This is a genomic window from Thioalkalivibrio sp. ALJ7 (genome assembly GCF_000376865.1).
GTDB lineage: Bacteria > Pseudomonadota > Gammaproteobacteria > Ectothiorhodospirales > Ectothiorhodospiraceae > Thioalkalivibrio.
This window is the reverse complement of the sequence record NZ_AQXQ01000006.1, coordinates 35,330-55,754: the sequence shown is the minus strand read 5'-3', so window position 1 is coordinate 55,754 and position 20,425 is coordinate 35,330. Positions and strand designations below refer to the sequence as shown.

Genomic DNA, 20,425 nt, shown 5'->3' with positions numbered 1-20,425 from the left:
GACCTTGGTCCGGCGAAACGCGCCATGATAACGAATCCGAGCCGGGCTCGCCCGTTCACTCGATCTCGCGGTGGGTCAGGCGACAGAACGGGCGGACGAGTCCGTAATGATCGCCTCGAGGTCGTAGAGTTCGAGTAGCGGGCGCAACCCGTCCGGGATCGGCTCGAAGACCAGGGTGCGGCCCTGTTCCCGGGCGCGCCGCCAGAGGATCACCAAAAAGGCCACCCCGGCACTATCGATGCGGGCGGACTGCGTCAGATCGACCCGCGCATGCTCGGGCAACGCGGCGCCCAGCTCACGGGCTCGCGCCTCCAGGTCGGGGACCGTGGCAAACGTCAGCGGACCACTCAGCACCAACCCGCTGGCGTCCGCCTGGATGCGCGCGTCGCTCACTGGTCTCCATCGCCGTTGTCAGTGGTGATATCACCCACCGCATCTTCGATCAGGGCTTCGTCACCGTCTTCCAGGCGTTCGATCAACGCCTCCAGACCATCGCGGTTGATCTCTTCGTTGAAGCGGGTGCGGAAGTTACCGACGAAGCTGAGGCCCTCGGCCTCGACGTCGAAGACCTTCCATTCGCCGTCCACCGGGCGCAGACGATAATTGACCTGGATGTTCGACTGCCCCGAGCCCATGACGATCTCGGTGGCCACCACGGCCATACGCTCGTCCTGACGCGAACGCCGCTCGATCACACGTACATCCTTGTCCAGGTGCTCGCCCAGCTGCCCGCCATACGCCTGCAGCAGAGTCTGGGTGAAGGCCTCGGTGAAGCGGGTTTGCTGCTCACTGGAGGCATCGCGCCAGTGACGCGCCAGGACCAGGCGGGCCATGCCGTTGACATCCACGCCCGGCAGGATCTTGTCCTCGATGACACCAATCACGAAGTCCGGATCATCCCGTGCCCGCTCCCGGTCGGCGCGCAGGATTTCATAGACCTCGTCAATGGACTCCTGAATCATTTCCGTCGGATTGCCCGATTGGGCGTGCGCCGGCGCCAGCAGGATCAAGGCCAGCAGTGCCAGCGGCAGGATCAGCATTCGTTCACGCAACCATTTCATCTGCAAAGCTCCTGGTTTGTCTTGGCCAAGCGATCAATCGCTTCCCATGTTGGTCATGAATCGGCCGATCAGGTTCTCCAGCACCAGCGCGGACTGGGTGAACATCACCTCGTCGCCATCCTGCAGGGTCTCGTAGTCACCGCCCGGCTCCAGCGCGATGTACTGTTCACCGAGCAGCCCCGCGGTATGGATCGCGGCCTGGGTGTCCATCGGCAGGTAGTCGTGTTCCGACCGAATCGCCAGCACCACCTCGGCGCGAAAACGCTCCGGATCGTAACGAATATCCACCACCCGCCCGATACGCACGCCAGAAACCGTGACCGGAGCCCGTGTCTTCAGCCCTCCGATATTGTCGAAGTAGCCGGTCACTTCGTAGGTATCACGGTCGTGGTAATCGGTGACGTTGCTGACCTGGACGGCCAGGTAGAACAGCGCGCCGATGCCCAGCAGGACGAACACCCCGACCGCCAGTTCGAAGAAACGTACTTTCATCATTACCACCTACGTTGTTGATCAGCCCGCGCCGAACATCAGTCCGGTCAGGATGAAATCGAGACCCAGCACTGCCAGCGAAGAGACCACCACGGTCTGGGTGGTCGCGCGCGAGATGCCCTCGGAGGTCGGCTGCGCGTTGAAGCCCTGGAACACTGCGATCCAGGTCACCACGAAACCGAAGACGATGCTCTTGATCACGCCGGAGAGCACATCCTCGTTCCAGTCGGTCACCGACTGCATCTGCGAGAAATAGGCCCCACTGTCCACGCCCAACAGGCCGACCCCGACCAGGTAGCCGCCCATCACGCCCACCGCGCTGAAGATGGCCGCCAGAAGCGGCATGGAGACAAACCCCGCGACAAAACGCGGGGCGAAGATCCGGCGATACGGGTTCACCGCCATCATCTCCATCGCGGAGAGCTGCTCGGTGGTCTTCATCAGGCCCAGCTCCGCGGTCAGCGCGGACCCGGCGCGTCCGGCAAACAGCAGCGCGGTCACCACCGGACCCAGCTCGCGCACCAGCGACAGCGCCACCACGCCACCCAGGGCCTCGGCCGCGCCAAAGTTCACCAGCGTGATGTAGGCCTGGTATGCCAGGACCATGCCGACGAACAAACCGGCGACCACGATAATCACCAGCGAACGGACACCAACCGAATAGATCTGCACCATCGTCAGCCCGAACCGGCGAACCACCACGTCAAGACTGGCCAGTAGCCGCAGCAGGAACACAAAGGCCCGACCGAACACCGCCAGGGCATTGATCGAGGAGCGCCCAAGGGAGGCGATCGCGTCAGTCATCGCGGCGCTCCTCGTGGCCCAGCAGATCCTCGCGGTAGGCGGCCCCCGGATAATGGAACGGCACCGGCCCGTCCGGGCGTCCCTGCAGGAATTGCGCGCTCCAGTCCGAGGCGCGGGCCTCCAGTTCGTCCGGGGGCCCCGCATCCACCACTCGGCCATCGGCAATCAGCACCACCTGGTCGGAGATCGCCATCGCCTCGGCGACGTCGTGCGACACGAGCACGCTGGTCAAGCCCAGGCTCTGATTGGTCCGGCGGATCAGACTGACGATCTGCCCCATGGTGATCGGGTCCAGCCCGGTGAACGGCTCGTCATAAAGAATCAGGTCCGGATCCAGCGCGATCGCCCGCGCCAGTGCCACACGCCGGGCCATACCGCCGGACAGCGTGGCCGGATCCATATCGCGCGCCGCACGCAGCCCCACTGCCTCCAGTTTCAACAGCACCAAGGTGTGCAACACGTCTTCCGGCAGATCGGTGTGTTCGCGCAGCGGGAAGGCGACATTCTCAAAGACCGTCAGATCGGTCAGCAGGGCACCACTCTGGAACAGCATGCCCATGCGCTTGCGCAGGGCGTACAGGCGGCGCGTCGAGAGCTTGGCGACTTCCTGACCATCGACCCAGATACGCCCTTTGTCCGGGCGCAGCTGCCCACCGATCAAACGCAGCAATGTGGTCTTGCCGCTACCACTGGGCCCCATCACGGTAGTCACCTGTCCACGCGGGATACGCATCGACAGATCATCGAAGATCATTTTGCGCCCGCGCCGGAAACGCAGGTTCTCGATCACGATGTGCGGACTGTCTTCCACTGCCGGCTCAGCCACGCGCGCTCCTCGCGGTTCGGCCCCAGGAATGGTGGAGTCTGGCCGCCCTCCCGAGGCCCGTCAAACCCTTGGGTGCGGCCTTCATCCCACACCCAGCAACGCGGCGATGGTGCGAAAGTCGGACAAGCGTTCCGGGCGCGCCCGCAGGAAGACTAGGGTCTCGCCCGTGCCTCCCGCCTGACTAAGGGCCTCAACCAGCGCCCGCCAGCCCGGGGCATCAAGACCCGCCCGGGGCTCAACCTGCCAGGCACCGCCCTGATCGTTCAGCCCCGGCGGATAGAACCAGGCCGCCTCGGCACTGGCGAGTGGGCGTGACTCACCCGCCTCGTAGACACGCACATGGCCAAGCCCGACCGATTCCATGGCCGCACGGATTGCCGCGACCCCTTCTGGCCCCATGGGGCCGGGCGCGACCGCCTGCAGGCGGTCCCCGATCGCCTGCGCCAACACCCGCACCTGTTCGGCGCCCGCCTTCGGCGCGAGGTCGGCCGGCCATTCCAGCGTCAGGCGCAGGGCCGATGGCACCGCCTCGGCCCAGTCACCAAAGGGCGGCTCGGCGTTCGCCCACACCACACCCGGCAGCAGGAGCCGGCTGTAATAATGGGTGTAGTACTCGAGCTGCCACTCCTGCGGCAGACCTTCGGGGAAGAAGCGATCCCACCAGTCCTCGCCCGGCCCGGCCACGCCCGCAGCGTGTAGCCTGAGTGGCATCGTTGCTGTATTCGTCATGTGTCTCCTGAGTGACCGCAACCGCAGTCCGAAGCAGTGTGCTTGTATCGCGCCCTGGCGCGCGGCACAGTTGGCGCCATGCGTTTCGACCTGTTTCACGAGCTCTCCGTGCCGGACTTCCTGCACACCTCCGAGGCGGAGGTGCTGGAGAACACCCTGCGCCTGTGGGAGCGCGCCGATCGCCTCGGCTTCGGCACCGCCTGGCTGGTGGAACACCACCTGATGCCGGAGTTCTCGCATTCCACCGCACCGGACCTCGTTCTGGCCGCCACCAGCCAGCGCACCGAACGTCTGCGGCTCGGCCTGGGCGTGGTCCCGCTGCCCTATCACCACCCGCTGCGCGTAGCGCAGCGGGTCGGCATGCTGGACCAGCTCTCCGGCGGGCGCCTGGACCTCGGCATCGGGCGCGGTTTCTCGCCGCGCGAATATGCCACATTCGGCGCCGAGATGAGCGAGTCCCGTGCGCGGGTCGATGCCGGGCTCGACGCCCTGCGCCAGGCCTTTGCAACCGGCCGGATTACGCAGGACGGTCCGTTCCATCACCTGGACGACGTGCCGGTAATGCCGCGTCCGGTGCAGGAGCCGCACCCGCCAATCTGGACCGCCGCGGTCAGCCCGGAGTCCTTTACCTGGGCCGCCCAGCAGGGCATCGGGGCACTGGCCGGGCCGTTCAAGCCGTGGCAGATGATCCGCGAGGACATCCGCCTCTACCACGAGGCCTGGGACGCGACGCGTTCCGACATCGCCCATCCACCTCGGGTCGGCATGACCCTGGGCGTGCTATGCCTGCCGGATGGAAAGCGCGCCCGGCGCGAGGCCAAGCCCGCCTTCGAGTGGTTCTATCGCCACATGTTCCAGCAGACCCTGCCGGTGCTGGAACGCCTGATCGAAGGCTACGACTACTACCGTTCTCTGGGTCGCTTCCGCCATCTGGTCAAGGCGGGGATCAACCTGAAAGTCCTCGACATGCTAGGCATGACCCTGGTCGGCACGCCGGCGGAGTGCCGCGAGCGCATCGAAGCCCTGCGCGAGGCTGGCGTCAATCAAGTCCTGCTCGCCTTCGGCGCCGGGGCCGTGCCGCAGGCGCTGGCCGAGGAATCCATGGACTGCTTTGCGGAAGAGGTCATGCCGGCATTCGCCGCCGCGCCCCCGGCCACCGCCGCCCGCACGGCCACGTAGGAAACACGGGACAATGCAGGTTGCCGTGACCGGCGCCGCCGGGTGCCTGGGGCAAGTGCTTTTGCCCGCCCTGGCACGCGAACCGTCGATCCAGCGTATCCGCGCCCTGGACCGGGCCGCCCCCGCACTTCCGCGCCCCGGTGACGGTGCCACGATTGATGCCCGCGTGCTCGACCTGGGGCAGCTCCAGCCCGATGACCTGAACGGCGTGGATACATTAGTGCACCTGGCCTTTCAGTTGATGGGCGGGCACGGTGGCCAGCGCCGGCATGACCGCAGCTGGGTGCGGCAGCAAAACGTTGCCCTCAGTGAGCACACATTCCACACGGCAGTGAACGCCGGCGTGCGCCACATCGTGTTCCTGTCCAGCGCGGCGGTCTACGGCCCGTGGCCGGACAGCCCGCAACCGCTCGGTGAATACCACCCGACCCGACCCCGCTTTCCCTATGCCGAGGACAAGGTCGCCGTGGAGCAGGCCCTGCTCGCACTCGCCCGCAAGTATCCCGAGTGCAGCGCGACCATCCTGCGGCCGCCAGCGATTGTTGGCCCGCACGCTCACCCACTGTTGCTGCAGATTGCCCGCGGCCGGCTCTACCCGGCCGGCGACGAGCAGCCGGTGCAAATCCTGTGGGAAGACGATGCCGCGGCCGCGATCGTGCGCAGCGTAACGACTCGCACCGCCGGGATCTTCAACCTGGGCGCCGAACCGGTCTGGTCACTGCGGGCGATGGCCCGTTTCCAGCGGCGTTGGGCAATCCCCGTGCCCCTGAGGCTGATCCGCGCCCTGCACCCGCTGGCCTGGCGCCTGACCGCCCGCGCAGGCGATCCCGGCTGGGTCCAGGGACTGGACGGCCCCCTGGAACTCGACTGCACCCGCGCCCGCGAACACCTCGGCTGGACACCACAAGTGACCACCGCCGAGTGCCTGAAACGCCTGCGCGACTGACCCTCCACCCGATCCGCTACAATTGCCAGCCCCGTCTCTGCCGGACCCGATTTGTCCATGACCCTCCCCCTGATCGCCATCATCATGGGTCTAATCCTGCTGACCTGGAGCGCCGACCGCTTCGTGTTCGGCGCCTCGACGTTCGCGCACGGGGTCGGGGTCAGTCCGCTGATTATCGGTCTAACCATCGTCGCCTTCGGCACCTCGGCGCCCGAGATCGTGGTCTCGGTGCTCGCCAGTCTGCAGGGCAACCCAGGGCTGGCGGTGGGCAACGCAATCGGCTCGAACATCGCCAACATCGGGCTGGTACTGGGGGCCGCCGCAGTGATCGCGCCACTTGCGATCGGGCGTGGCATGGTGCGGCGCGAGTTGCCGATCCTCCTGCTGGTCAGCTTCGGCGTCCTGCTCCTGCTGATTGACGGGGAACTGCGGCGACTGGAAGGCTTCGCCCTGCTCGCCGGCCTGGTCGCATTCACCATCTGGATGGCACTGAGCGCCCGACGCGCACAACAAACCCTCGGAGAGGACACCCCGGAGGTGGTGCGCGGCATGGTCGAGACGATCCCGGACAGCAACCGCCTCGGCCCGGCGATTGCGTGGCTGGTGTTCGGCTTGCTTCTGTTGCTGGCCAGCAGCCAGGCCCTGGTCTGGGGCGCCGTCGAGGTCGCCGAACAACTCGGGGTCAGCGACCTGGTGATCGGTCTGACCATCGTCGCCGTGGGCACCAGCCTGCCGGAGCTGGCCACCTCCGTCGTGGCCGCCTTCCGCCGTGAGGCCGGACTGGCGATCGGGAATGTGGTCGGCTCCAACCTGTTCAATCTACTGGCCGTGCTGGCGGTTCCGGCCCTGATCGCGCCGCTGGCAATCGACGCCGACGTACTTGCACGCGACTATCCGGTCATGTTGGCCTTGACGGTCGCCCTGTTCCTGATCGCCGTGGGCCGCCGCGGGCAGATCCTGCGCTGGCAGGGCGCCCTTCTCCTCGTCGCCTTCGCAAGCTACCTTGTATATTTGGGAATTACGGCAACCGCATGAACTTCAACCCCGAAACCACTCGCAACCTGGCCCTGGCCGTCCTCAAAGACGAGGCCGAGGCCGTGCGCAATCTCGCCCGACGCATCGACGACAGCTTCCTCGAGGCCTGCCGCTGCATCCTCAAGTGCAAGGGCCGCGTAATCGTCACCGGCATGGGGAAGTCCGGGCACATCGGCAGCAAGCTGGCCGCGACCCTGGCCTCCACCGGCACCCCCGCGTTCTTCGTGCACCCAGGCGAGGCTAGCCACGGTGACCTCGGCATGATTACCCGCGAGGATGTGGTCATCGCGCTGTCGAACTCCGGCGAGACCGACGAGATCCTCACCATCCTTCCGCTGATCCGGCGCCTGGGCGTGCCGCTGATCGCGATGACCGGCAACCCCGGCTCGCGTCTGGGCGCCGACGCCACCGTGCACCTCGACGTCAGCGTCGAGCGCGAGGCCTGCCCGCTGGGCCTGGCACCCACCTCCAGCACTACCGCGGCGCTGGCGATGGGCGACGCGCTGGCGGTCGCGGTACTGGATGCACGCGGCTTCACCGCCAACGACTTCGCCCGCTCGCACCCTGGCGGCCGTCTGGGCCGGCGGCTGCTGGTGCATGTCGCGGACATCATGCACACCGGCGACGCGATCCCGCGCATCACGCCGGAGGCCCCGCTGAAGGATGCCCTGTTCGAGATCACCCGCAAGGGCCTTGGGCTGGTGATCGTGGCCGGCGCCGACGACCGCATCCAGGGTGTGTTCACCGATGGCGACCTGCGCCGCACCCTGGACGCCGGTCACAGCCTGGACGGCCTGACCATCGGCGAGGCGATGACCACCGGCGGCCACACCGCGCAGCCCGACTGGCTGGCGGTGGAAGCCCTGGAAACCATGGAGAGCCGGCGCATCAACGCCCTGCCGGTCACCGACGCTGACCAGCACCTGGTCGGCGTGATCAACATGCACGACCTGCTGCGCGCCGGGGTGGCCTGATGAACCTGGATGCCGCGACTCTGCGCACCCGCCAGCAGGCCGTACGCCTGCTGATCCTGGACGTAGACGGCGTGCTCACCGACGGCAGCCTGTTCCTCGGCGACGCGGGCGAGCAGTACAAGGCCTTCAACAGCCGCGACGGCCACGGGATCCGCCTGGCACTGGACGGCGGTCTCGACATCGCCATCCTGACCGGGCGCACCTCCGGGGTGGTCGAACACCGCATGCGGGACCTCGGTGTGGAGCACCTGATCCAGGGCCGCCGCGACAAGGGCGCGGCCCTGCACGAGTTGTTGCAGCGCACCGGCCATGACCCGGCGGAAGCCGCCTTCATGGGCGACGACATCGTCGATCTGCCGGCCATGCAGCGGGTCGGGCTCGGGATTGCGGTCGGGGACGCCCACCCGCTGGTATGCCGCCACGCCCAGTGGGTCACCGAGGCCCACGGCGGGCGCGGCGCCGTGCGCGAGGCCTGCGAGGGCTTGCTGGCCGCGCAGGACCGGCTGGACGCCCTGCTCGAGACCTACCTGAACGGATGACCGGGCGGATACGCAACCGGTACGGCCTGGCGCTGCCGTTTGTCCTGTTCACGCTGGCGGGCGCAGGCCCCACAACCGCCGAGATCACCCCGCCTGGGGGCGAGGTGACCCTGCAGATCGACGGATTCACGCTGCATGCGACCGGCGACGACGGCGAGCTGACCCACCGCCTGCGCGGTTCGCGCCTGCGCGAGTTCGGCCGCGACGGCCCGCAGTGGGTAGACGACCCGGACCTTGACCTGTTTGCCGACGGCGACATCGAATGGCGCTGGACCGCGCCCGCCGCCCTGCACCAACCTGCCGACGCCACCCTGGACCTGGTTGGCCCCACCCAGGGCGTTCAGCCGGCGCGCGGCGATCGCGTGGAGACCATCATCGACTCGCGGGATGTCCGTGTCGCAACAGACACCATGGTGGCCACGTCCGATGCACTCTCAACGCTGAATCAGCCAGGCCTCTTCCAACGCGGGACCGGCCTGCGCGTGGACTCGCAAGCGGATACCATAGAGCTGTTACATGCCGTGTACTCGCTCTACAGCGAGACGAGCGAGGAGGATTCCACGCATGACCCCGAGACTGAGTAGCCCGCAGCGCCACCCGGCAATCGTCGGGGCGGGATTCCTGCTGCTGTTTCTCCTGGCCAGTCCGGTGTTGGCCCAGCAGGGCTCGGGCTCGTCGTTGCCGGTCGAGATCACGGCCGACCGCGCGGAGATGGACGAACGCAAGGGCCTGGGGACCTACACCGGCGACGTGGTCGTGATCCGTGGCGACATGACCCTGGAGGCCGACAAGGTCTACGTACGTACCCGTGATCGCCGCCCCTACGAAATGGAGGCCCACGGGGAACCCGCGCGCCTGGAGTCCCCGGATCCCGAGACCGGCGAAATGCGCATCGCCACCGCCCTGCGCATCGACTACCTGCTGAACGAGGACCGCATGATCCTTACCGATCAGGCGCACGTAATCACGACCAACGAAGAGGCACGCGGCAAACGCATTACCTACGACCTGGCAACGGACGTGATCGAGGCCGAGCGCGGCGACGGTGACAGCGAACGCGTGCGCATCACCATCCAGCCGCGCGACGACGAATGAACACCACCCCCAGCCAACCGGCGACCGCAGGCGCGCCCCACGACCGTCTGATCGGACGTGAACTGACCAAACGCTATGGCAAGCGCACCGTCCTCGACCAGGTCGACGTCGATCTGGCTCCCGGCGAGGTCGTCGGCCTGCTGGGCCCGAACGGTGCGGGCAAGACCACCTGCTTCTACAGCCTGGTCGGACTGATCCGCCCCAATGCCGGACGCATTACCCTGGGCGAGCGCGACATCACGCGCGCCCCGATCCATGTGCGGGCCCGCGCCGGCCTGGGCTATCTACCGCAGGAGGCCTCGATCTTCCGACGCCTGAGCGTTTGGGACAACCTGCAGGCCGTGCTGGAACTGCGCCCCGGACTGGACCGCCATGAACGCCGGCGCATCGGCGACGCCCTGATCGAGGAGTTCCAGCTAGAGACCGTGCGCCACAGCCCCGGCATTTCGCTATCCGGTGGCGAACGTCGGCGGGCCGAGATCGCCCGCGCCCTGGCCGGCGATCCCCAGTTCATCTGCCTGGACGAACCCTTTGCCGGGGTGGATCCGATCTCGGTGGGGGACATCCAGGCCGTCATCGAACACCTTGCCCGCCGCGGAATCGGGGTACTGATCTCCGATCACAACGTCCGCGAGACCCTCGGCATCTGCCACAGGGCCTATATTCTTAGCGAGGGGCGCCTGCTGGCCGCCGGGACACCCGACGAGCTGCTCGCCGACCCTCAGGTTCGCCGGGTCTATCTCGGCGAGAATTTCCGCCTGTGATTCCGACGCACACGTCGCGCGGCCAGTGCACAAACCACGAGGCAGGCTTTAAGATTTCACGTATGGTCACTTTCGACCCGACACCACAATGCTGAAACCCGGCCTCAATCTACAGCTGGGTCAGACGCTCACCATGACCCCGCAACTGCAGCAGGCGATCCGTCTGTTGCAGTTGTCCACGCTTGAGTTGCAGGTGGAAATCCAGCAGGCGCTGGAGAGCAACCCCATGCTCGAACAGGTGGAGGACGAGGACGCCGATCCGAATACCGAGCGCCTCGACCAAGAGGGCGAACTGGTGGAGGGCGACCGCATGGAGGCCACCACCACCAGCGACGACGTCATCCCCGAGGAGCTGACGACCGACAGCCGCTGGGACGACATCTACGAGCCACCGACCGCCCCCAAGGGCCTGGACGACCGCGACCCGCTGGAGAACACCAGCGACGACGGCGGCGAGGGCCTGCAGGACCACCTCCTATGGCAGCTGCACCTGAGCCATCTGACCCCGCGCGACCAGCGCATCGGCGCGGCCCTGATTGATGCGATCAGCCCTGACGGCTATCTCGAAGGCGACCTCGAGACCCTGGCCGAGACCATTAGTCGTGGCGAGGAAGAACCCGTCGGGGTCGACGAGATCGAAGCCGTGCTGCACTGGATCCAGCAATGCGACCCGCTGGGCGTGGGCGCCCGCAACCTGCGCGAATGTCTGGAGATTCAGCTGCGCGAGCTCGCCCCGGATGCCCCGGCCCGGGAAGCCGCGCGCGCCATCCTGGAGCACGGCATGGACAGCCTGGGCAAGCGCGACTACAAGGCACTGCAACGCCAGTCCGGCGTGCGCGACCCGGACGAGCTGGCACGCGCACTGGATCTGATCCGCACCCTGAACCCACGTCCTGGCGCCCAGATCAGTACGGCCACCTCGGAATACGTAGTCCCGGATGTCTACGTGCGCCACACGGTCGATGGCTGGAGGGTGGAGCTGAACCCGGAGATCGCCCCGCGCATCCGCATCAACGACCTCTATGCCGGCATGGTGCGTCAGGTCTCGGACGCCCGCGACAGCGCCTTCATGCGCGATCAACTGCAGGAAGCGCGCTGGTTCCTCAAGAGCCTGCACAGTCGCAACGACACCCTGCTCCGAGTCGCCGAGGCGATCGTGCTCCGCCAGCAGGGCTTTCTCGAACATGGCGAGGTTGCGATGCAGCCGCTGATCCTCCGCGACATCGCCGAGATCCTGGAGATGCACGAGTCGACCATCTCGCGCGTGACCACACAGAAATTCATGCACACCCCGCGCGGGGTCTTCGAGTTCAAGTACTTCTTTTCCAGCCACGTCGGCACCAACGATGGCGGTGAGTGTTCGGCCACCGCCATCCGTGCCATGATTCGCGAATTGATCGGCGACGAGCCTGCGAACAAGCCGCTCAGCGATGCCCGGCTCGCCCAGATCCTCGCGGATCGAGGCATTAACGTGGCACGCCGTACCGTGGCCAAATACCGTGAGGCCATGCATATCCCCTCATCCAGCGAACGTCGGCAGATGGCTTCCATGCCCACCGGCAGCAAGTAACCCAAGGAGACCCAACCATGCAGATCAATCTGACCGGCCACCATGTCGACCTGACCGACGCCCTGCGCGAATACGTCAACGAGAAGTTCGCGAAGCTGGAGCGCCACTTTGACAAAGTCATCGATGTCCACGTCGTGCTGACCCATGAGAAGAATCAGAGTCAGCACAACAAGGCCGAGGCCAATCTCCAGGTTAGCGGTAACCATATCCATGCCGAGGCCTCCCACGACGATATGTACGCAGCCATCGACGGCCTGATCGACAAGGTTGACCGTCAGCTGATCAAGCACAAGGAAAAGGTCAAGGATCACCACCGCGCCGAGGGTGCCCAGCGCAACCGCGAGCAGGCCTCCTGATCCATGACCATTGCCGAGTTGATCACCGCCGACCGCATTGGTCTAGAGCCCGAGTGTTCCAGCCAGAAACGGGCCCTCGAGACACTGGCGGAGCTCCTCGCCGCCGGCGGTGACGCCGAGGGGCCGGCCAGCAGCGCGATCTTCGAGGCCCTGTCCGCCCGCGAGAAGCTGGGCTCCACTGGCCTGGGGCATGGCGTCGCCATCCCTCACGGCCGGCTGCCCGATCTTGCGACGCCGCGCGTGGCCGTGCTGCGCCTGGAGCAGGGTGTCGATTTTGACGCAATGGATCACGAGCCGGTCGATATCCTGATCGCCCTGCTCGTCCCGGAAGCCGCGACCAACGATCACCTCAACCTGCTTGCCCAGCTCGCACGCGGCCTGTCCCAGCCGGACACGATTGCCGCCCTGCGCCGAGCCGGCGATGCGTCGGCTCTGGAGCAGGAACTCGTGGGCCGCTTCAGCGAGGGCTAGGCCCTTGCAGACGGGCTACCCATACGTCGACCAGCGGGAGGCCGGCCCACGCCGGAGGCCATGAACGAGGCATTAGGGGAAGGCGGAATCGCCCGGGACATCACCGTGGAAAGCCTGATCCAGGCGATGGGCAACCGTCTGGATCTGCGCTTTGTGCATGGTGAACACGCGGCCGCCGACCGCAAACTGGTGGGCGAGGATGGCGACGACCTGCCCCTGGCCGGGCACCTCAACCTGATCCGACCCAACCGCATCCAGGTCATCGGAGACTTCGAATCCCGCTACATCTCCAGTCTCAGTGACCGCCAGTGCAATGACCTGATCCTGGAGATGGCCCGCACCGGAACCACGGCCGTGATCTTCGCCGAAGACACCTGCCCGTTCTCGGAAATGCCCGACGTTCCTCAGGCCGCGCTGCCCCTGATTCTGTGCTCGGGCAGCAGCAGCCACGAGATCATCTCGTTGTTGCGATACTTCCTGCAGCAACGCCTCGCCCATTTCGAGGTTCGCCACGGCGTGTTCATGGAGATCCTCGGCATTGGGGTCCTGATCAGCGGCGCCTCCAGCGTTGGCAAAAGCGAGGTCGCGCTGGAGCTGATCTCCCGCGGGCATCGCCTGATCGCCGACGATGCCCCCGAATTCGCGCGGATTGCCCCGGATATCGTCCGCGGCCATTGTCCTGCACTGCTCCAGGACCTGCTCGAGGTTCGCGGGCTTGGAGTTCTAAACATCCGCGCCATGTACGGCGATTCAGCCATCAAGGGTGGCAAGTACCTCCGTCTGATCATCGACCTGCGTGATCATGGCGAGCCTTCACCGGTGCCCGATGACCGACTGAACGGACGCCGGGGCGAGATCGACATCCTCGGACTGCGCGTGCCCCTGATCAGCCTGCCAGTGGCCCCTGGCCGCAACATCGCGGTGATGATCGAGGCCGCCGTGCGCAACCACATGCTGCACATCCAGGGCTACATCGCGGGTGACGACCTGCGGGCGCGACAGCGCCGCCAGATGAGCGGTGAGGCCGACGAACCCCCTTATCATCGCGCCGTGCCCGCGACCACCGTACCCAATCCGGACCCGGAGGGCTGACGCCACTATGCGCCTGCTGATCGTCAGTGGCCTCTCTGGCTCCGGCAAGACCGTGGCCCTGCATACCCTGGAGGATGCCGGGTACTTCTGCGTCGACAACCTCCCCTTGCCGTTGCTGCCAGGCCTGATCGAACAGGTCCGGCAAGGCCATTACGACACCGAGGGCGACCGTCATCTGGCCGTCGGCGTGGATGTGCGAAGCGGCCTGGACGCCCTCAAGGGCTTCGCCGACCTACTGGCCCAGCTGCGGCAGGATGGCATCCAGGTGGAGGTCTTGTTCCTGCAAGCGTCCAGCGAGGTCCTGTTGCGGCGCTACCACCTGACGCGACGACGCCACCCGCTGGCGCGCGACGGCGTGCCACTGGTGGACGCGATCGAACGCGAACGGGAATGGCTGGGGCACGTCGCCGTGGAGGCCGACCTGACGGTCGATACCTCGCGGCTGTCGATGCACGACCTGGCCCGTACCCTGCGCGACCGCATCGGGGAGCGCGGAGAACACGAACTTTCATTGCTATTCCAGTCGTTCGGATTCAAGCACGGCGCGCCCATGGATTCGGATTTCGTTTTCGATGTGCGCTGTCTGCCCAACCCTTACTACGAGCGCGACCTGGCCGGACTTACCGGACGCGATCAGCCGGTATGCGACTTCCTCGAGGGACACGCGGAGGTCGCGGCCATGTTCGACAGTATTCAGGCCTTCCTCTCGCAGTGGCTGCCCCGCCTCCTCGAGGACCATCGTAGTTATGTCACGGTCTCCATCGGCTGCACCGGCGGACGCCACCGGTCGGTTTACCTGGTAGAACGCCTCACGGGGGCGTGGCAAGGCCAGGAACATGTTACTGTTAGCACCCGTCACCGGGAGCTGGGGACCCCGCTTAAATCCGGGTCTCCCTGAGCGAACGCCGGGCACGGGTACACGGCCCTTCAGGAACCCGCAATCGGAGCAGATCCATGGGCGTTGGTCTCATTCTGATCACGCATCAAAACCTGGGCGACACCCTGTTGCAGACCGCGCAAAGCATGCTCGGGAGCCTGCCCGAGAACTGCGAATCCATGGCGATGTCGCAGAATGACGACCCCGACGAGGTCCGGGCCCGCGCCCGCGAGCGGCTCACCACCCTGGACACCGGATCCGGGGTATTGATCCTGACCGACATGTTTGGATCGACCCCCTCGAATGTGGCCAGCCGGGTTGCCCGCGGCGCCAATGCGCGGGTGATCGCCGGAATCAACCTGCCCATGCTGGTCCGTGTCCTCAACTACCAACATCTTCCATTGACCGAGCTGGTCAACAAGGCCCTGTCCGGTGGCCACGACGGAATCCTTCTTTGCGATCAGGAGTGCAGCGATGCCGCAGCGCGTAGTCCCCATCGTTAATCGCCTGGGGATGCATGCACGCGCCGCGGCCAAGTTCGTCAGCCTGGCCAGCCAGTACAGCGCGGACGTGACGGTCTCACGCAATCATCAGGAAGTGAATGGCAAAAGCATCATGGGCGTCATGATGCTGGCCGCGGCCCAGGGCAGCGAAGTCACCATCGAAACCAGTGGGGCGGACGCCGAAGACGCGCTGGACGCTCTGACCGAACTGGTGGCCGACCGCTTTGGTGAAGAGGCCTGACCTCTTGGGCCAGACCTGACCGAGCTTGCGGCCTAGTCGGCCAGCGCGCTTCCCAGACCGTCAAGACCCACCTGGTTGAGCTTACGTTCGGCCAACCGCACCGCAGCCGTTAGTGCTTGCTCCGGCGGCTCGCCGGAGACCAGTGCGTGTATCAACCCGGCATTAAACGTATCCCCCGCACCAACGCTGTCGACCACCCGCAGCCCCGGTGTCGGCGCACAGTGATGGATTTCACCCCGGGCCGCGATCCAGGCCCCGGCGCTCCCGGCCGTCAACGTCACCAGGCGATCAGGGAATCGCCGAGCCAGCAGCCGCAAGGCTGCCTCGGGGGTGTCCGCCATGGTCGCCGCCCAATCGCGAGACAGCATCAGCACGTCCGCATACTCCAGGCATTCGTCGAGGCCGGGGCGGGCTTTCTCCAGCTCGAGCGAGATCGGCTGATCGAATAGGCTCTGGCGCGCGCCACTTAGAATGGTTGCCAGGGCCTCCGGATTACGTCCTTCGAAATGCAGCCAGTCGTACTCCGACCAGGGAATCGACGCGACATCGTCCGCCTGAAGCTCGGGCAGATCCCGATAATGCACAATCGTTCGAGTGCCGTTCGCCCGCGAGCGCAGGATGTGCGACGTCGGGGTCACCCCGGGTCGGCGGACACAGTGATCCACCGCCAGTCCAGCGGACTGCAGGCGCTCACGTAGCGCTTCTCCCGTGGCATCCTCGGCGATCACGGCCGCAAGCTCCGACCGATGCCCGAACTGCGCCAGGAGCAACGCGGTATTGGTCGCGTTTCCTCCCGGCTGCGAGGTGCTCGAGAGCGCCCGCACCTCGTCGTCCTCGGCTGGGAACGCCGCAACATCCAGCGTGTGGTCGAGCGTCACAATGCCTGTGGCGAGGATGCGTGCCATGCCGACTCCATGTGAGTGGAAAGGGGCGCCATTCTCACCGCTTGCGCCCTGGACGTCACCCTCGGACGCACTCCTGCATTCGTCATCGGCCGGTCCGCCTGCGACAATGGTGCTTCGTTCCCCGGAGGACCCGCCCGTATGTCCACATTCCCCTCTCCCGAGTCCGTGGAAACGGCCTTCTATGAGGCGTTTCAGGCAGGCGACCCGCAGCGGATGCGCGCGGTCTGGCACGATAGCGCGGAGTGCGTCTGCATCCACCCCGGTGGGGAACGCCTACAGGGGACGGACATCATCCTGGAAAGCTGGGACGACATCCTTCCTGGCATGCGCGGGGTCATCATCCATCGGACCCAATGCACCGTCATCCATGGCGATGACCTGGCGCTCCATGTATTGCGGGAGAACCTCTACGTCCACGGTGAGCGGCGCGGGGTGATGCTGGCAACCAACGGCTACCGCGAGGATGGGGACAGCTGGCGCATGGTACTCCACCATGCCAGTCCGGACCCGGAACCCACGGCCGAGTGGCCTAGCGGGGGCATGCACTGATGACAGCGGAAGTCGATCGTTGCATCGAGGAATACTATGCCGCCTTCCGCGCCGCCGACATCGAACAGATGATGCGGCTATGGGGCGAACGCCCCGATATCGTCTGCATCCACCCGGGTAGCCCACGCGCCCACCGCGGCGTAGCCGAGGTCATGGAGAGCTGGCTACTGGTCTTCGCCCGCGAGCTCAATATCGGCATCGAACCAAAGATCGTGGGACGCCACCAAACCGGAGATACTATTAGTATCGTCATCGAGGAGGCGATCACCCGCCCAGGGGACGTCGCCGCCACGGGGACCATCCTGATCAGCCAGACCTGGCACTTGCTGGATTCGCGCTGGCGACTCCTGTTCCACCACGCATCCCACGGCCGCCGCGCCGCTCCCTCCCAAGACGGCATGTTCGTCCCGAACGCCGGCGACAAAACTCGCCACTAGACCAGGCGCCGCCACCACAACAGGAGGACATCAACAGGAAGAACAAAAGATTGGAAGCGAGACAATAGCCCTAAGAGCACCGCCTCCAACCCAACAAGACTTTCTTCCAGTCTCCCTGTGAATTGCCCTTGACCTTCTTCGTGCCTTCGTGTGCTTCGTGGTGAAAAAACGCTAGCTGTCAGAGCGGGGTTGGCAGAGGTCCGGGCGCTGCATCTGCAGGGCCGCGCAAACCCCTCGCACCGCATCGCGCACGCGGCGCCCCTTGCCCTCCAGGGTCAGGTCGGCCACTTCCTGGTAAAGCGGGTCGCGAACCTCGAAGAGTTCCTGTAGACGGGCCCTTGGATCCGCCGCTTCCGCGATCAACGGGCGCTTGCGGTTGCGCCGCGTCCGCCGGAACTGCTCCTCCACCGGCACACGCAGGTAAATCACAAACTGGTCGCGCAGACATTCCCGATTCTCCGGGCGCTCGACAATCCCGCCGCCGGTAGCAATCACGGCGCCCTCCTGTTCCAGCAAGGATTCCAACATCGCCGTCTCGCGTTTGCGGAAACCGGCCTCGCCCTCGAATTCGAAGATCGTCGGGATATCCACGCCGGTGCGACGCTGAATCTCCTGATCGGTGTCGAAGAACGGGCGGCGTAACAGCCCCGCAAGGCCGCGACCGATAGTGCTCTTGCCGGCCCCCATGGGACCTACCAGTACGATGTTCTGCATGGACGCCAAGGCTACTGGCTGGGCCACCCAAAGAAAAGCCGGGGACACGCCCCGGCTCTCAGAAAGTTCTTCGGACGGCAGCCGCCCGAAGCCGCGGGTGATGGTTAGTCCAGCACGCGCGGGGTCACGAAGATCAGGAGTTCCGCCTTGGTATTCTCGGTCGATCGGTTGCGGAACAGATTCCCAAGGAACGGGATATCCCCGAAGAACGGCACCTTTTCGAGATTGGTGCGGCTGTCGATCTCATACACGCCGCCCAGCACGACCGTCTCGCCGTTGCCGACGAACACCTGGGTCTCGACCTCCCGCTTGTTGATCCCCGGCACGCCCAGGATCACACGCTGGCTCGGCTCGTCCTTGGTCACCTTGATGTCGAGGATTACGTTGCCGTTCGGCGTGATTTGAGGAGTCACCTCGGTCGACAGCACAGCCTCGATGAACTGGGTCGAGGTCGCGCCAGAAGCGGTCGCCTCCTGATACGGGATCTCCTCACCCTGCTTGATCGTGGCCGTCTGCCCGTTGGCGGTGATGACCCGCGGACTGGAAATGATCTCGCCACGGCCTTCGACCTGCAGGGCCGACAACTCGAGATCCAGCAGAACGCCACTGCGAAGGATACTGAGACCAGCGCTACCGGCACTACTTCCAGCCGGGAGAGAGCTGTTCAAACGATTCCCCAGAGCAACGCCCCCTGCTCGTTCACTGGCGCCGGACGGAGTCCCACCAGGCGCCCCGCGAGCACTACTGGCTCCATCCAGGGATCCACCCACACCCAGTTGCGTGCGCCGGTCCGTTCCGCGCGACCCACTGATACCGAAACGAGCCCCCAGTTCACGGTTAAAGGTATCCTCCGCGATCACGATTCGGGTCTCGATCAGTACCTGCTGAACGGGCACGTCCAGGGTCGAAACGAGGCGTCGAACGTCCTCTATCCGACTCTGCGTATCCTGGATCAACAGGGTGTTGGTGCGGCTGTCGATCGTGATGCTGCCACGCTCGGACAGGAATTCGCCGCCATCTCCACCGCGGATCAGGGAAGCGATCTGCTCGGCCTGGGCGAAGTTGATTTGCACGAATTCGGTTCGCAGGGGCTCCAGCTCCTGACGATCACGCGCGGCTTCCATCTCCTGACGTTCGCGGGCTGCGATTTCCTGGCTAGGGGCCACATAGAGCACGTTACCGTCCATGCGCTTGTCCAGGCCGCGCGAGCGCAGGATGATGTCCAGCGCCTGGTCCCAGGGGACGTTATTTAGGCGCAAGGTAATGTTGCCGCCAACGGTATCGCTGACCACGATATTGAGATCGGTGAAGTCGGCGAGCAGCTGCAGGACGGAGCGTACTTCGATGTCCTGGAAATTGAGCGAAAGGCGCTCGCCGGCGAACTCCTCTTCCTCCCGGGCGCGGGCCTCGCGCTCGGCTTCGGAGATCGGGGCCACCTCAAGCACAAATTGGCGGTCGCTTTGATACGACAGGATTTCGTATTCACCTCGAGCCTCGACCTCCATGCGGACGCGGTTGCGCTCGGACACGGTGTCGATGGTATGGACCGGGGTCGCGAAGTCGACCACATCCAGGCGCCGCTCTAACGATTCATCGATCATGGCGCGCGGGAAGGTCAATTCGATCCGGCCAGCCTGCTCGCGGACATCGATTTCCGCACCGGAGCGGGACAGATCGACCTCAACGCGGCCCTCTCCCTCACCACCGCGACGAAAATCGATGCCGGTGATTTCCATCGGTCGAGCGCTACGCGTTGTGGTGGTCGGCTCACCTGCGCGATCCACGACCTGCTGGGTCTGCGCGTCCGCCTCGGATACCCCACGTCCCAGCGTCAGGATCAGGTTGTTACCTTCCACGCGGGTCTGATACTCGGATGCCTGGGTCAGGTTCAGGACGACCCGTGTGCGGTTCCCTGCCTCCACGGTGCTGGCGCGCAACAACGGTCCCACGTTCAGTTCGGTCTCGCGGCGCGGCAGGGCGTTACCCACTTCCGGCAGGTCCAGCGCGATGCGCGGCGGCGAGTCGATCGCGAAGGCCCGGATGTCGGAGGGTGGCGTATCCGAGAATCGGAGATTCACCTGCACCCGATCGCCGCTAAGACTGCCGGCCCGAATCTCTTCCAGCTCGGTGGCCGCCACCCCCTGCGACACCATGAACAGCAGGCCGGCCACGACAGTGGCGGCGAACGCGCGCATGGAAGAACCCATGTTGAATCCCCTGTTGGTTGTGCCGGTCGTGCGGCGAATACTCGTCATCATGTTCTTCT

Annotated in this window: 26 protein-coding genes; 17 read left to right on the top strand and 9 right to left on the bottom strand. The window is 65.6% G+C overall.

Going from position 1 to position 20,425, the window contains the following annotated elements; all coding sequences use genetic code 11:
- Positions 1–75: 75 nt before the first annotated feature.
- From D002_RS0101740 to D002_RS0101715, 6 genes are all read right to left on the bottom strand, one after another.
- Positions 76–393, bottom strand: a complete 318-nt coding sequence (locus D002_RS0101740) for a lipid asymmetry maintenance protein MlaB (RefSeq protein WP_018140192.1) — start codon at positions 391–393, stop codon at positions 76–78.
- Positions 390–1,061: a phospholipid-binding protein MlaC gene (locus D002_RS0101735; protein ID WP_018140191.1), complete on the bottom strand. Its 672-nt coding sequence runs from the start codon at positions 1,059–1,061 to the stop codon at positions 390–392. The genes D002_RS0101740 and D002_RS0101735 overlap by 4 nt, the downstream gene beginning before the upstream one ends.
- A gap of 33 nt (positions 1,062–1,094) precedes the next feature.
- On the bottom strand, positions 1,095–1,553 hold the full coding sequence (gene mlaD, locus D002_RS0101730) for an outer membrane lipid asymmetry maintenance protein MlaD (protein WP_026181443.1): 459 nt from the start codon (positions 1,551–1,553) through the stop codon (positions 1,095–1,097).
- 21 nt (positions 1,554–1,574) lie between these two features.
- Complete coding sequence (mlaE, locus tag D002_RS0101725) at positions 1,575–2,357, bottom strand: lipid asymmetry maintenance ABC transporter permease subunit MlaE (RefSeq protein WP_018140189.1); 783 nt, start codon at positions 2,355–2,357, stop codon at positions 1,575–1,577.
- Positions 2,350–3,183, bottom strand: coding sequence for an ABC transporter ATP-binding protein (locus D002_RS0101720; protein ID WP_018140188.1), 834 nt, complete (start codon positions 3,181–3,183; stop codon positions 2,350–2,352). Before D002_RS0101720 ends, mlaE begins: the two co-directional genes overlap by 8 nt.
- Positions 3,184–3,264: 81 nt before the next feature.
- On the bottom strand, positions 3,265–3,912 hold the full coding sequence (locus tag D002_RS0101715) for a hypothetical protein (protein ID WP_026181442.1): 648 nt from the start codon (positions 3,910–3,912) through the stop codon (positions 3,265–3,267).
- A 78-nt stretch (positions 3,913–3,990) separates the two neighbouring features.
- Here D002_RS0101715 and D002_RS0101710 point away from each other — a divergent pair, with 78 nt between their 5' ends.
- The 15 genes from D002_RS0101710 (at position 3,991) to D002_RS0101640 (ending at position 15,554) form a co-directional block, all read left to right on the top strand.
- Positions 3,991–5,091 (top strand): LLM class flavin-dependent oxidoreductase, encoded by a 1,101-nt coding sequence (locus tag D002_RS0101710; protein WP_026181441.1) that lies wholly within the window; start codon positions 3,991–3,993, stop codon positions 5,089–5,091.
- A 13-nt stretch (positions 5,092–5,104) separates the two neighbouring features.
- Positions 5,105–6,037, top strand: coding sequence for an NAD-dependent epimerase/dehydratase family protein (locus D002_RS0101705; protein ID WP_018140185.1), 933 nt, complete (start codon positions 5,105–5,107; stop codon positions 6,035–6,037).
- Between the two features lie 57 nt (positions 6,038–6,094).
- Entirely contained in the window at positions 6,095–7,072 is a 978-nt protein-coding gene (locus tag D002_RS0101700) for a calcium/sodium antiporter (RefSeq protein WP_018140184.1), read from the top strand.
- Positions 7,069–8,046 (top strand): KpsF/GutQ family sugar-phosphate isomerase, encoded by a 978-nt coding sequence (locus D002_RS0101695; protein ID WP_018140183.1) that lies wholly within the window; start codon positions 7,069–7,071, stop codon positions 8,044–8,046. The genes D002_RS0101700 and D002_RS0101695 overlap by 4 nt, the downstream gene beginning before the upstream one ends.
- Positions 8,046–8,585: an HAD family hydrolase gene (locus tag D002_RS0101690; RefSeq protein WP_018140182.1), complete on the top strand. Its 540-nt coding sequence runs from the start codon at positions 8,046–8,048 to the stop codon at positions 8,583–8,585. The genes D002_RS0101695 and D002_RS0101690 overlap by 1 nt, the downstream gene beginning before the upstream one ends.
- Complete coding sequence (gene lptC / locus D002_RS0101685; protein WP_018140181.1) at positions 8,582–9,169, top strand: LPS export ABC transporter periplasmic protein LptC; 588 nt, start codon at positions 8,582–8,584, stop codon at positions 9,167–9,169. The genes D002_RS0101690 and lptC overlap by 4 nt, the downstream gene beginning before the upstream one ends.
- Positions 9,150–9,680 carry a lipopolysaccharide transport periplasmic protein LptA gene (lptA, locus tag D002_RS0101680; RefSeq protein WP_018140180.1) on the top strand — a complete coding sequence of 177 codons (531 nt, stop codon included), beginning with the start codon at positions 9,150–9,152 and terminating at the stop codon, positions 9,678–9,680. Before lptC ends, lptA begins: the two co-directional genes overlap by 20 nt.
- Positions 9,677–10,444 carry an LPS export ABC transporter ATP-binding protein gene (gene lptB / locus D002_RS0101675; protein ID WP_018140179.1) on the top strand — a complete coding sequence of 256 codons (768 nt, stop codon included), beginning with the start codon at positions 9,677–9,679 and terminating at the stop codon, positions 10,442–10,444. Before lptA ends, lptB begins: the two co-directional genes overlap by 4 nt.
- Positions 10,445–10,532: 88 nt before the next feature.
- A complete protein-coding gene (locus tag D002_RS0101670) occupies positions 10,533–12,014 on the top strand; it encodes an RNA polymerase factor sigma-54 (RefSeq protein WP_018140178.1) in 1,482 nt (493 codons plus the stop codon).
- A 17-nt stretch (positions 12,015–12,031) separates the two neighbouring features.
- Positions 12,032–12,370: a ribosome hibernation-promoting factor, HPF/YfiA family gene (gene hpf / locus D002_RS0101665; protein WP_018140177.1), complete on the top strand. Its 339-nt coding sequence runs from the start codon at positions 12,032–12,034 to the stop codon at positions 12,368–12,370.
- Between the two features lie 3 nt (positions 12,371–12,373).
- A complete protein-coding gene (locus D002_RS0101660; protein WP_018140176.1) occupies positions 12,374–12,841 on the top strand; it encodes a PTS sugar transporter subunit IIA in 468 nt (155 codons plus the stop codon).
- Positions 12,842–12,901: 60 nt separating this feature from the next.
- A complete protein-coding gene (gene hprK / locus D002_RS0101655) occupies positions 12,902–13,933 on the top strand; it encodes an HPr(Ser) kinase/phosphatase (RefSeq protein WP_018140175.1) in 1,032 nt (343 codons plus the stop codon).
- Positions 13,934–13,940: 7 nt separating this feature from the next.
- Positions 13,941–14,831, top strand: a complete 891-nt coding sequence (rapZ, locus tag D002_RS0101650; protein WP_018140174.1) for an RNase adapter RapZ — start codon at positions 13,941–13,943, stop codon at positions 14,829–14,831.
- 56 nt (positions 14,832–14,887) lie between these two features.
- The gene (locus D002_RS0101645) at positions 14,888–15,313 is read left to right on the top strand and encodes a PTS sugar transporter subunit IIA (RefSeq protein ID WP_018140173.1); all 426 of its coding nucleotides are present in this window, start codon (positions 14,888–14,890) and stop codon (positions 15,311–15,313) included.
- The gene (locus D002_RS0101640) at positions 15,285–15,554 is read left to right on the top strand and encodes an HPr family phosphocarrier protein (RefSeq protein WP_018140172.1); all 270 of its coding nucleotides are present in this window, start codon (positions 15,285–15,287) and stop codon (positions 15,552–15,554) included. The genes D002_RS0101645 and D002_RS0101640 overlap by 29 nt, the downstream gene beginning before the upstream one ends.
- 32 nt (positions 15,555–15,586) lie before the next feature.
- Here the strand turns inward: D002_RS0101640 and D002_RS0101635 are convergent, their stop codons facing one another.
- Positions 15,587–16,459: a carbohydrate kinase family protein gene (locus D002_RS0101635; protein ID WP_018140171.1), complete on the bottom strand. Its 873-nt coding sequence runs from the start codon at positions 16,457–16,459 to the stop codon at positions 15,587–15,589.
- A gap of 138 nt (positions 16,460–16,597) precedes the next feature.
- Here D002_RS0101635 and D002_RS0101630 point away from each other — a divergent pair, with 138 nt between their 5' ends.
- Both D002_RS0101630 and D002_RS0101625 read left to right on the top strand, forming a co-directional pair.
- Positions 16,598–17,008 (top strand): nuclear transport factor 2 family protein, encoded by a 411-nt coding sequence (locus tag D002_RS0101630; RefSeq protein ID WP_018140170.1) that lies wholly within the window; start codon positions 16,598–16,600, stop codon positions 17,006–17,008.
- Positions 17,008–17,445 (top strand): nuclear transport factor 2 family protein, encoded by a 438-nt coding sequence (locus tag D002_RS0101625; RefSeq protein WP_018140169.1) that lies wholly within the window; start codon positions 17,008–17,010, stop codon positions 17,443–17,445. Before D002_RS0101630 ends, D002_RS0101625 begins: the two co-directional genes overlap by 1 nt.
- A gap of 171 nt (positions 17,446–17,616) precedes the next feature.
- Here the strand turns inward: D002_RS0101625 and D002_RS0101620 are convergent, their stop codons facing one another.
- Entirely contained in the window at positions 17,617–18,159 is a 543-nt protein-coding gene (locus D002_RS0101620; protein WP_018140168.1) for a shikimate kinase, read from the bottom strand.
- A 104-nt stretch (positions 18,160–18,263) separates the two neighbouring features.
- A complete protein-coding gene (gene pilQ / locus D002_RS0101615) occupies positions 18,264–20,417 on the bottom strand; it encodes a type IV pilus secretin PilQ (RefSeq protein WP_026181439.1) in 2,154 nt (717 codons plus the stop codon).
- Between the last annotated feature and the right edge of the window lie 8 nt (positions 20,418–20,425).

What these genes read in the sequence shown, in the direction of transcription:
- rapZ (WP_018140174.1), top strand. Translation starts at nt 13,941, where the DNA reads ATGCGCCTGCTGATCGTCAGTGGCCTCTCTGGCTCCGGCAAGACCGTG.
- D002_RS0101620 (WP_018140168.1), bottom strand. Translation starts at nt 18,159, where the DNA reads ATGCAGAACATCGTACTGGTAGGTCCCATGGGGGCCGGCAAGAGCACT.
- mlaD (WP_026181443.1), bottom strand. Translation starts at nt 1,553, where the DNA reads ATGAAAGTACGTTTCTTCGAACTGGCGGTCGGGGTGTTCGTCCTGCTG.
- lptB (WP_018140179.1), top strand. Translation starts at nt 9,677, where the DNA reads ATGAACACCACCCCCAGCCAACCGGCGACCGCAGGCGCGCCCCACGAC.
- D002_RS0101630 (WP_018140170.1), top strand. Translation starts at nt 16,598, where the DNA reads ATGTCCACATTCCCCTCTCCCGAGTCCGTGGAAACGGCCTTCTATGAG.
- D002_RS0101715 (WP_026181442.1), bottom strand. Translation starts at nt 3,912, where the DNA reads ATGACGAATACAGCAACGATGCCACTCAGGCTACACGCTGCGGGCGTG.
- hprK (WP_018140175.1), top strand. Translation starts at nt 12,902, where the DNA reads ATGAACGAGGCATTAGGGGAAGGCGGAATCGCCCGGGACATCACCGTG.
- D002_RS0101660 (WP_018140176.1), top strand. Translation starts at nt 12,374, where the DNA reads ATGACCATTGCCGAGTTGATCACCGCCGACCGCATTGGTCTAGAGCCC.
- mlaE (WP_018140189.1), bottom strand. Translation starts at nt 2,357, where the DNA reads ATGACTGACGCGATCGCCTCCCTTGGGCGCTCCTCGATCAATGCCCTG.
- hpf (WP_018140177.1), top strand. Translation starts at nt 12,032, where the DNA reads ATGCAGATCAATCTGACCGGCCACCATGTCGACCTGACCGACGCCCTG.
- lptA (WP_018140180.1), top strand. Translation starts at nt 9,150, where the DNA reads ATGACCCCGAGACTGAGTAGCCCGCAGCGCCACCCGGCAATCGTCGGG.
- D002_RS0101690 (WP_018140182.1), top strand. Translation starts at nt 8,046, where the DNA reads ATGAACCTGGATGCCGCGACTCTGCGCACCCGCCAGCAGGCCGTACGC.
- D002_RS0101670 (WP_018140178.1), top strand. Translation starts at nt 10,533, where the DNA reads ATGCTGAAACCCGGCCTCAATCTACAGCTGGGTCAGACGCTCACCATG.
- D002_RS0101640 (WP_018140172.1), top strand. Translation starts at nt 15,285, where the DNA reads ATGCCGCAGCGCGTAGTCCCCATCGTTAATCGCCTGGGGATGCATGCA.
- D002_RS0101705 (WP_018140185.1), top strand. Translation starts at nt 5,105, where the DNA reads ATGCAGGTTGCCGTGACCGGCGCCGCCGGGTGCCTGGGGCAAGTGCTT.
- D002_RS0101700 (WP_018140184.1), top strand. Translation starts at nt 6,095, where the DNA reads ATGACCCTCCCCCTGATCGCCATCATCATGGGTCTAATCCTGCTGACC.
- pilQ (WP_026181439.1), bottom strand. Translation starts at nt 20,417, where the DNA reads ATGATGACGAGTATTCGCCGCACGACCGGCACAACCAACAGGGGATTC.
- D002_RS0101710 (WP_026181441.1), top strand. Translation starts at nt 3,991, where the DNA reads ATGCGTTTCGACCTGTTTCACGAGCTCTCCGTGCCGGACTTCCTGCAC.
- D002_RS0101625 (WP_018140169.1), top strand. Translation starts at nt 17,008, where the DNA reads ATGACAGCGGAAGTCGATCGTTGCATCGAGGAATACTATGCCGCCTTC.
- D002_RS0101645 (WP_018140173.1), top strand. Translation starts at nt 14,888, where the DNA reads ATGGGCGTTGGTCTCATTCTGATCACGCATCAAAACCTGGGCGACACC.
- D002_RS0101635 (WP_018140171.1), bottom strand. Translation starts at nt 16,459, where the DNA reads ATGGCACGCATCCTCGCCACAGGCATTGTGACGCTCGACCACACGCTG.
- D002_RS0101695 (WP_018140183.1), top strand. Translation starts at nt 7,069, where the DNA reads ATGAACTTCAACCCCGAAACCACTCGCAACCTGGCCCTGGCCGTCCTC.
- D002_RS0101735 (WP_018140191.1), bottom strand. Translation starts at nt 1,061, where the DNA reads ATGAAATGGTTGCGTGAACGAATGCTGATCCTGCCGCTGGCACTGCTG.
- lptC (WP_018140181.1), top strand. Translation starts at nt 8,582, where the DNA reads ATGACCGGGCGGATACGCAACCGGTACGGCCTGGCGCTGCCGTTTGTC.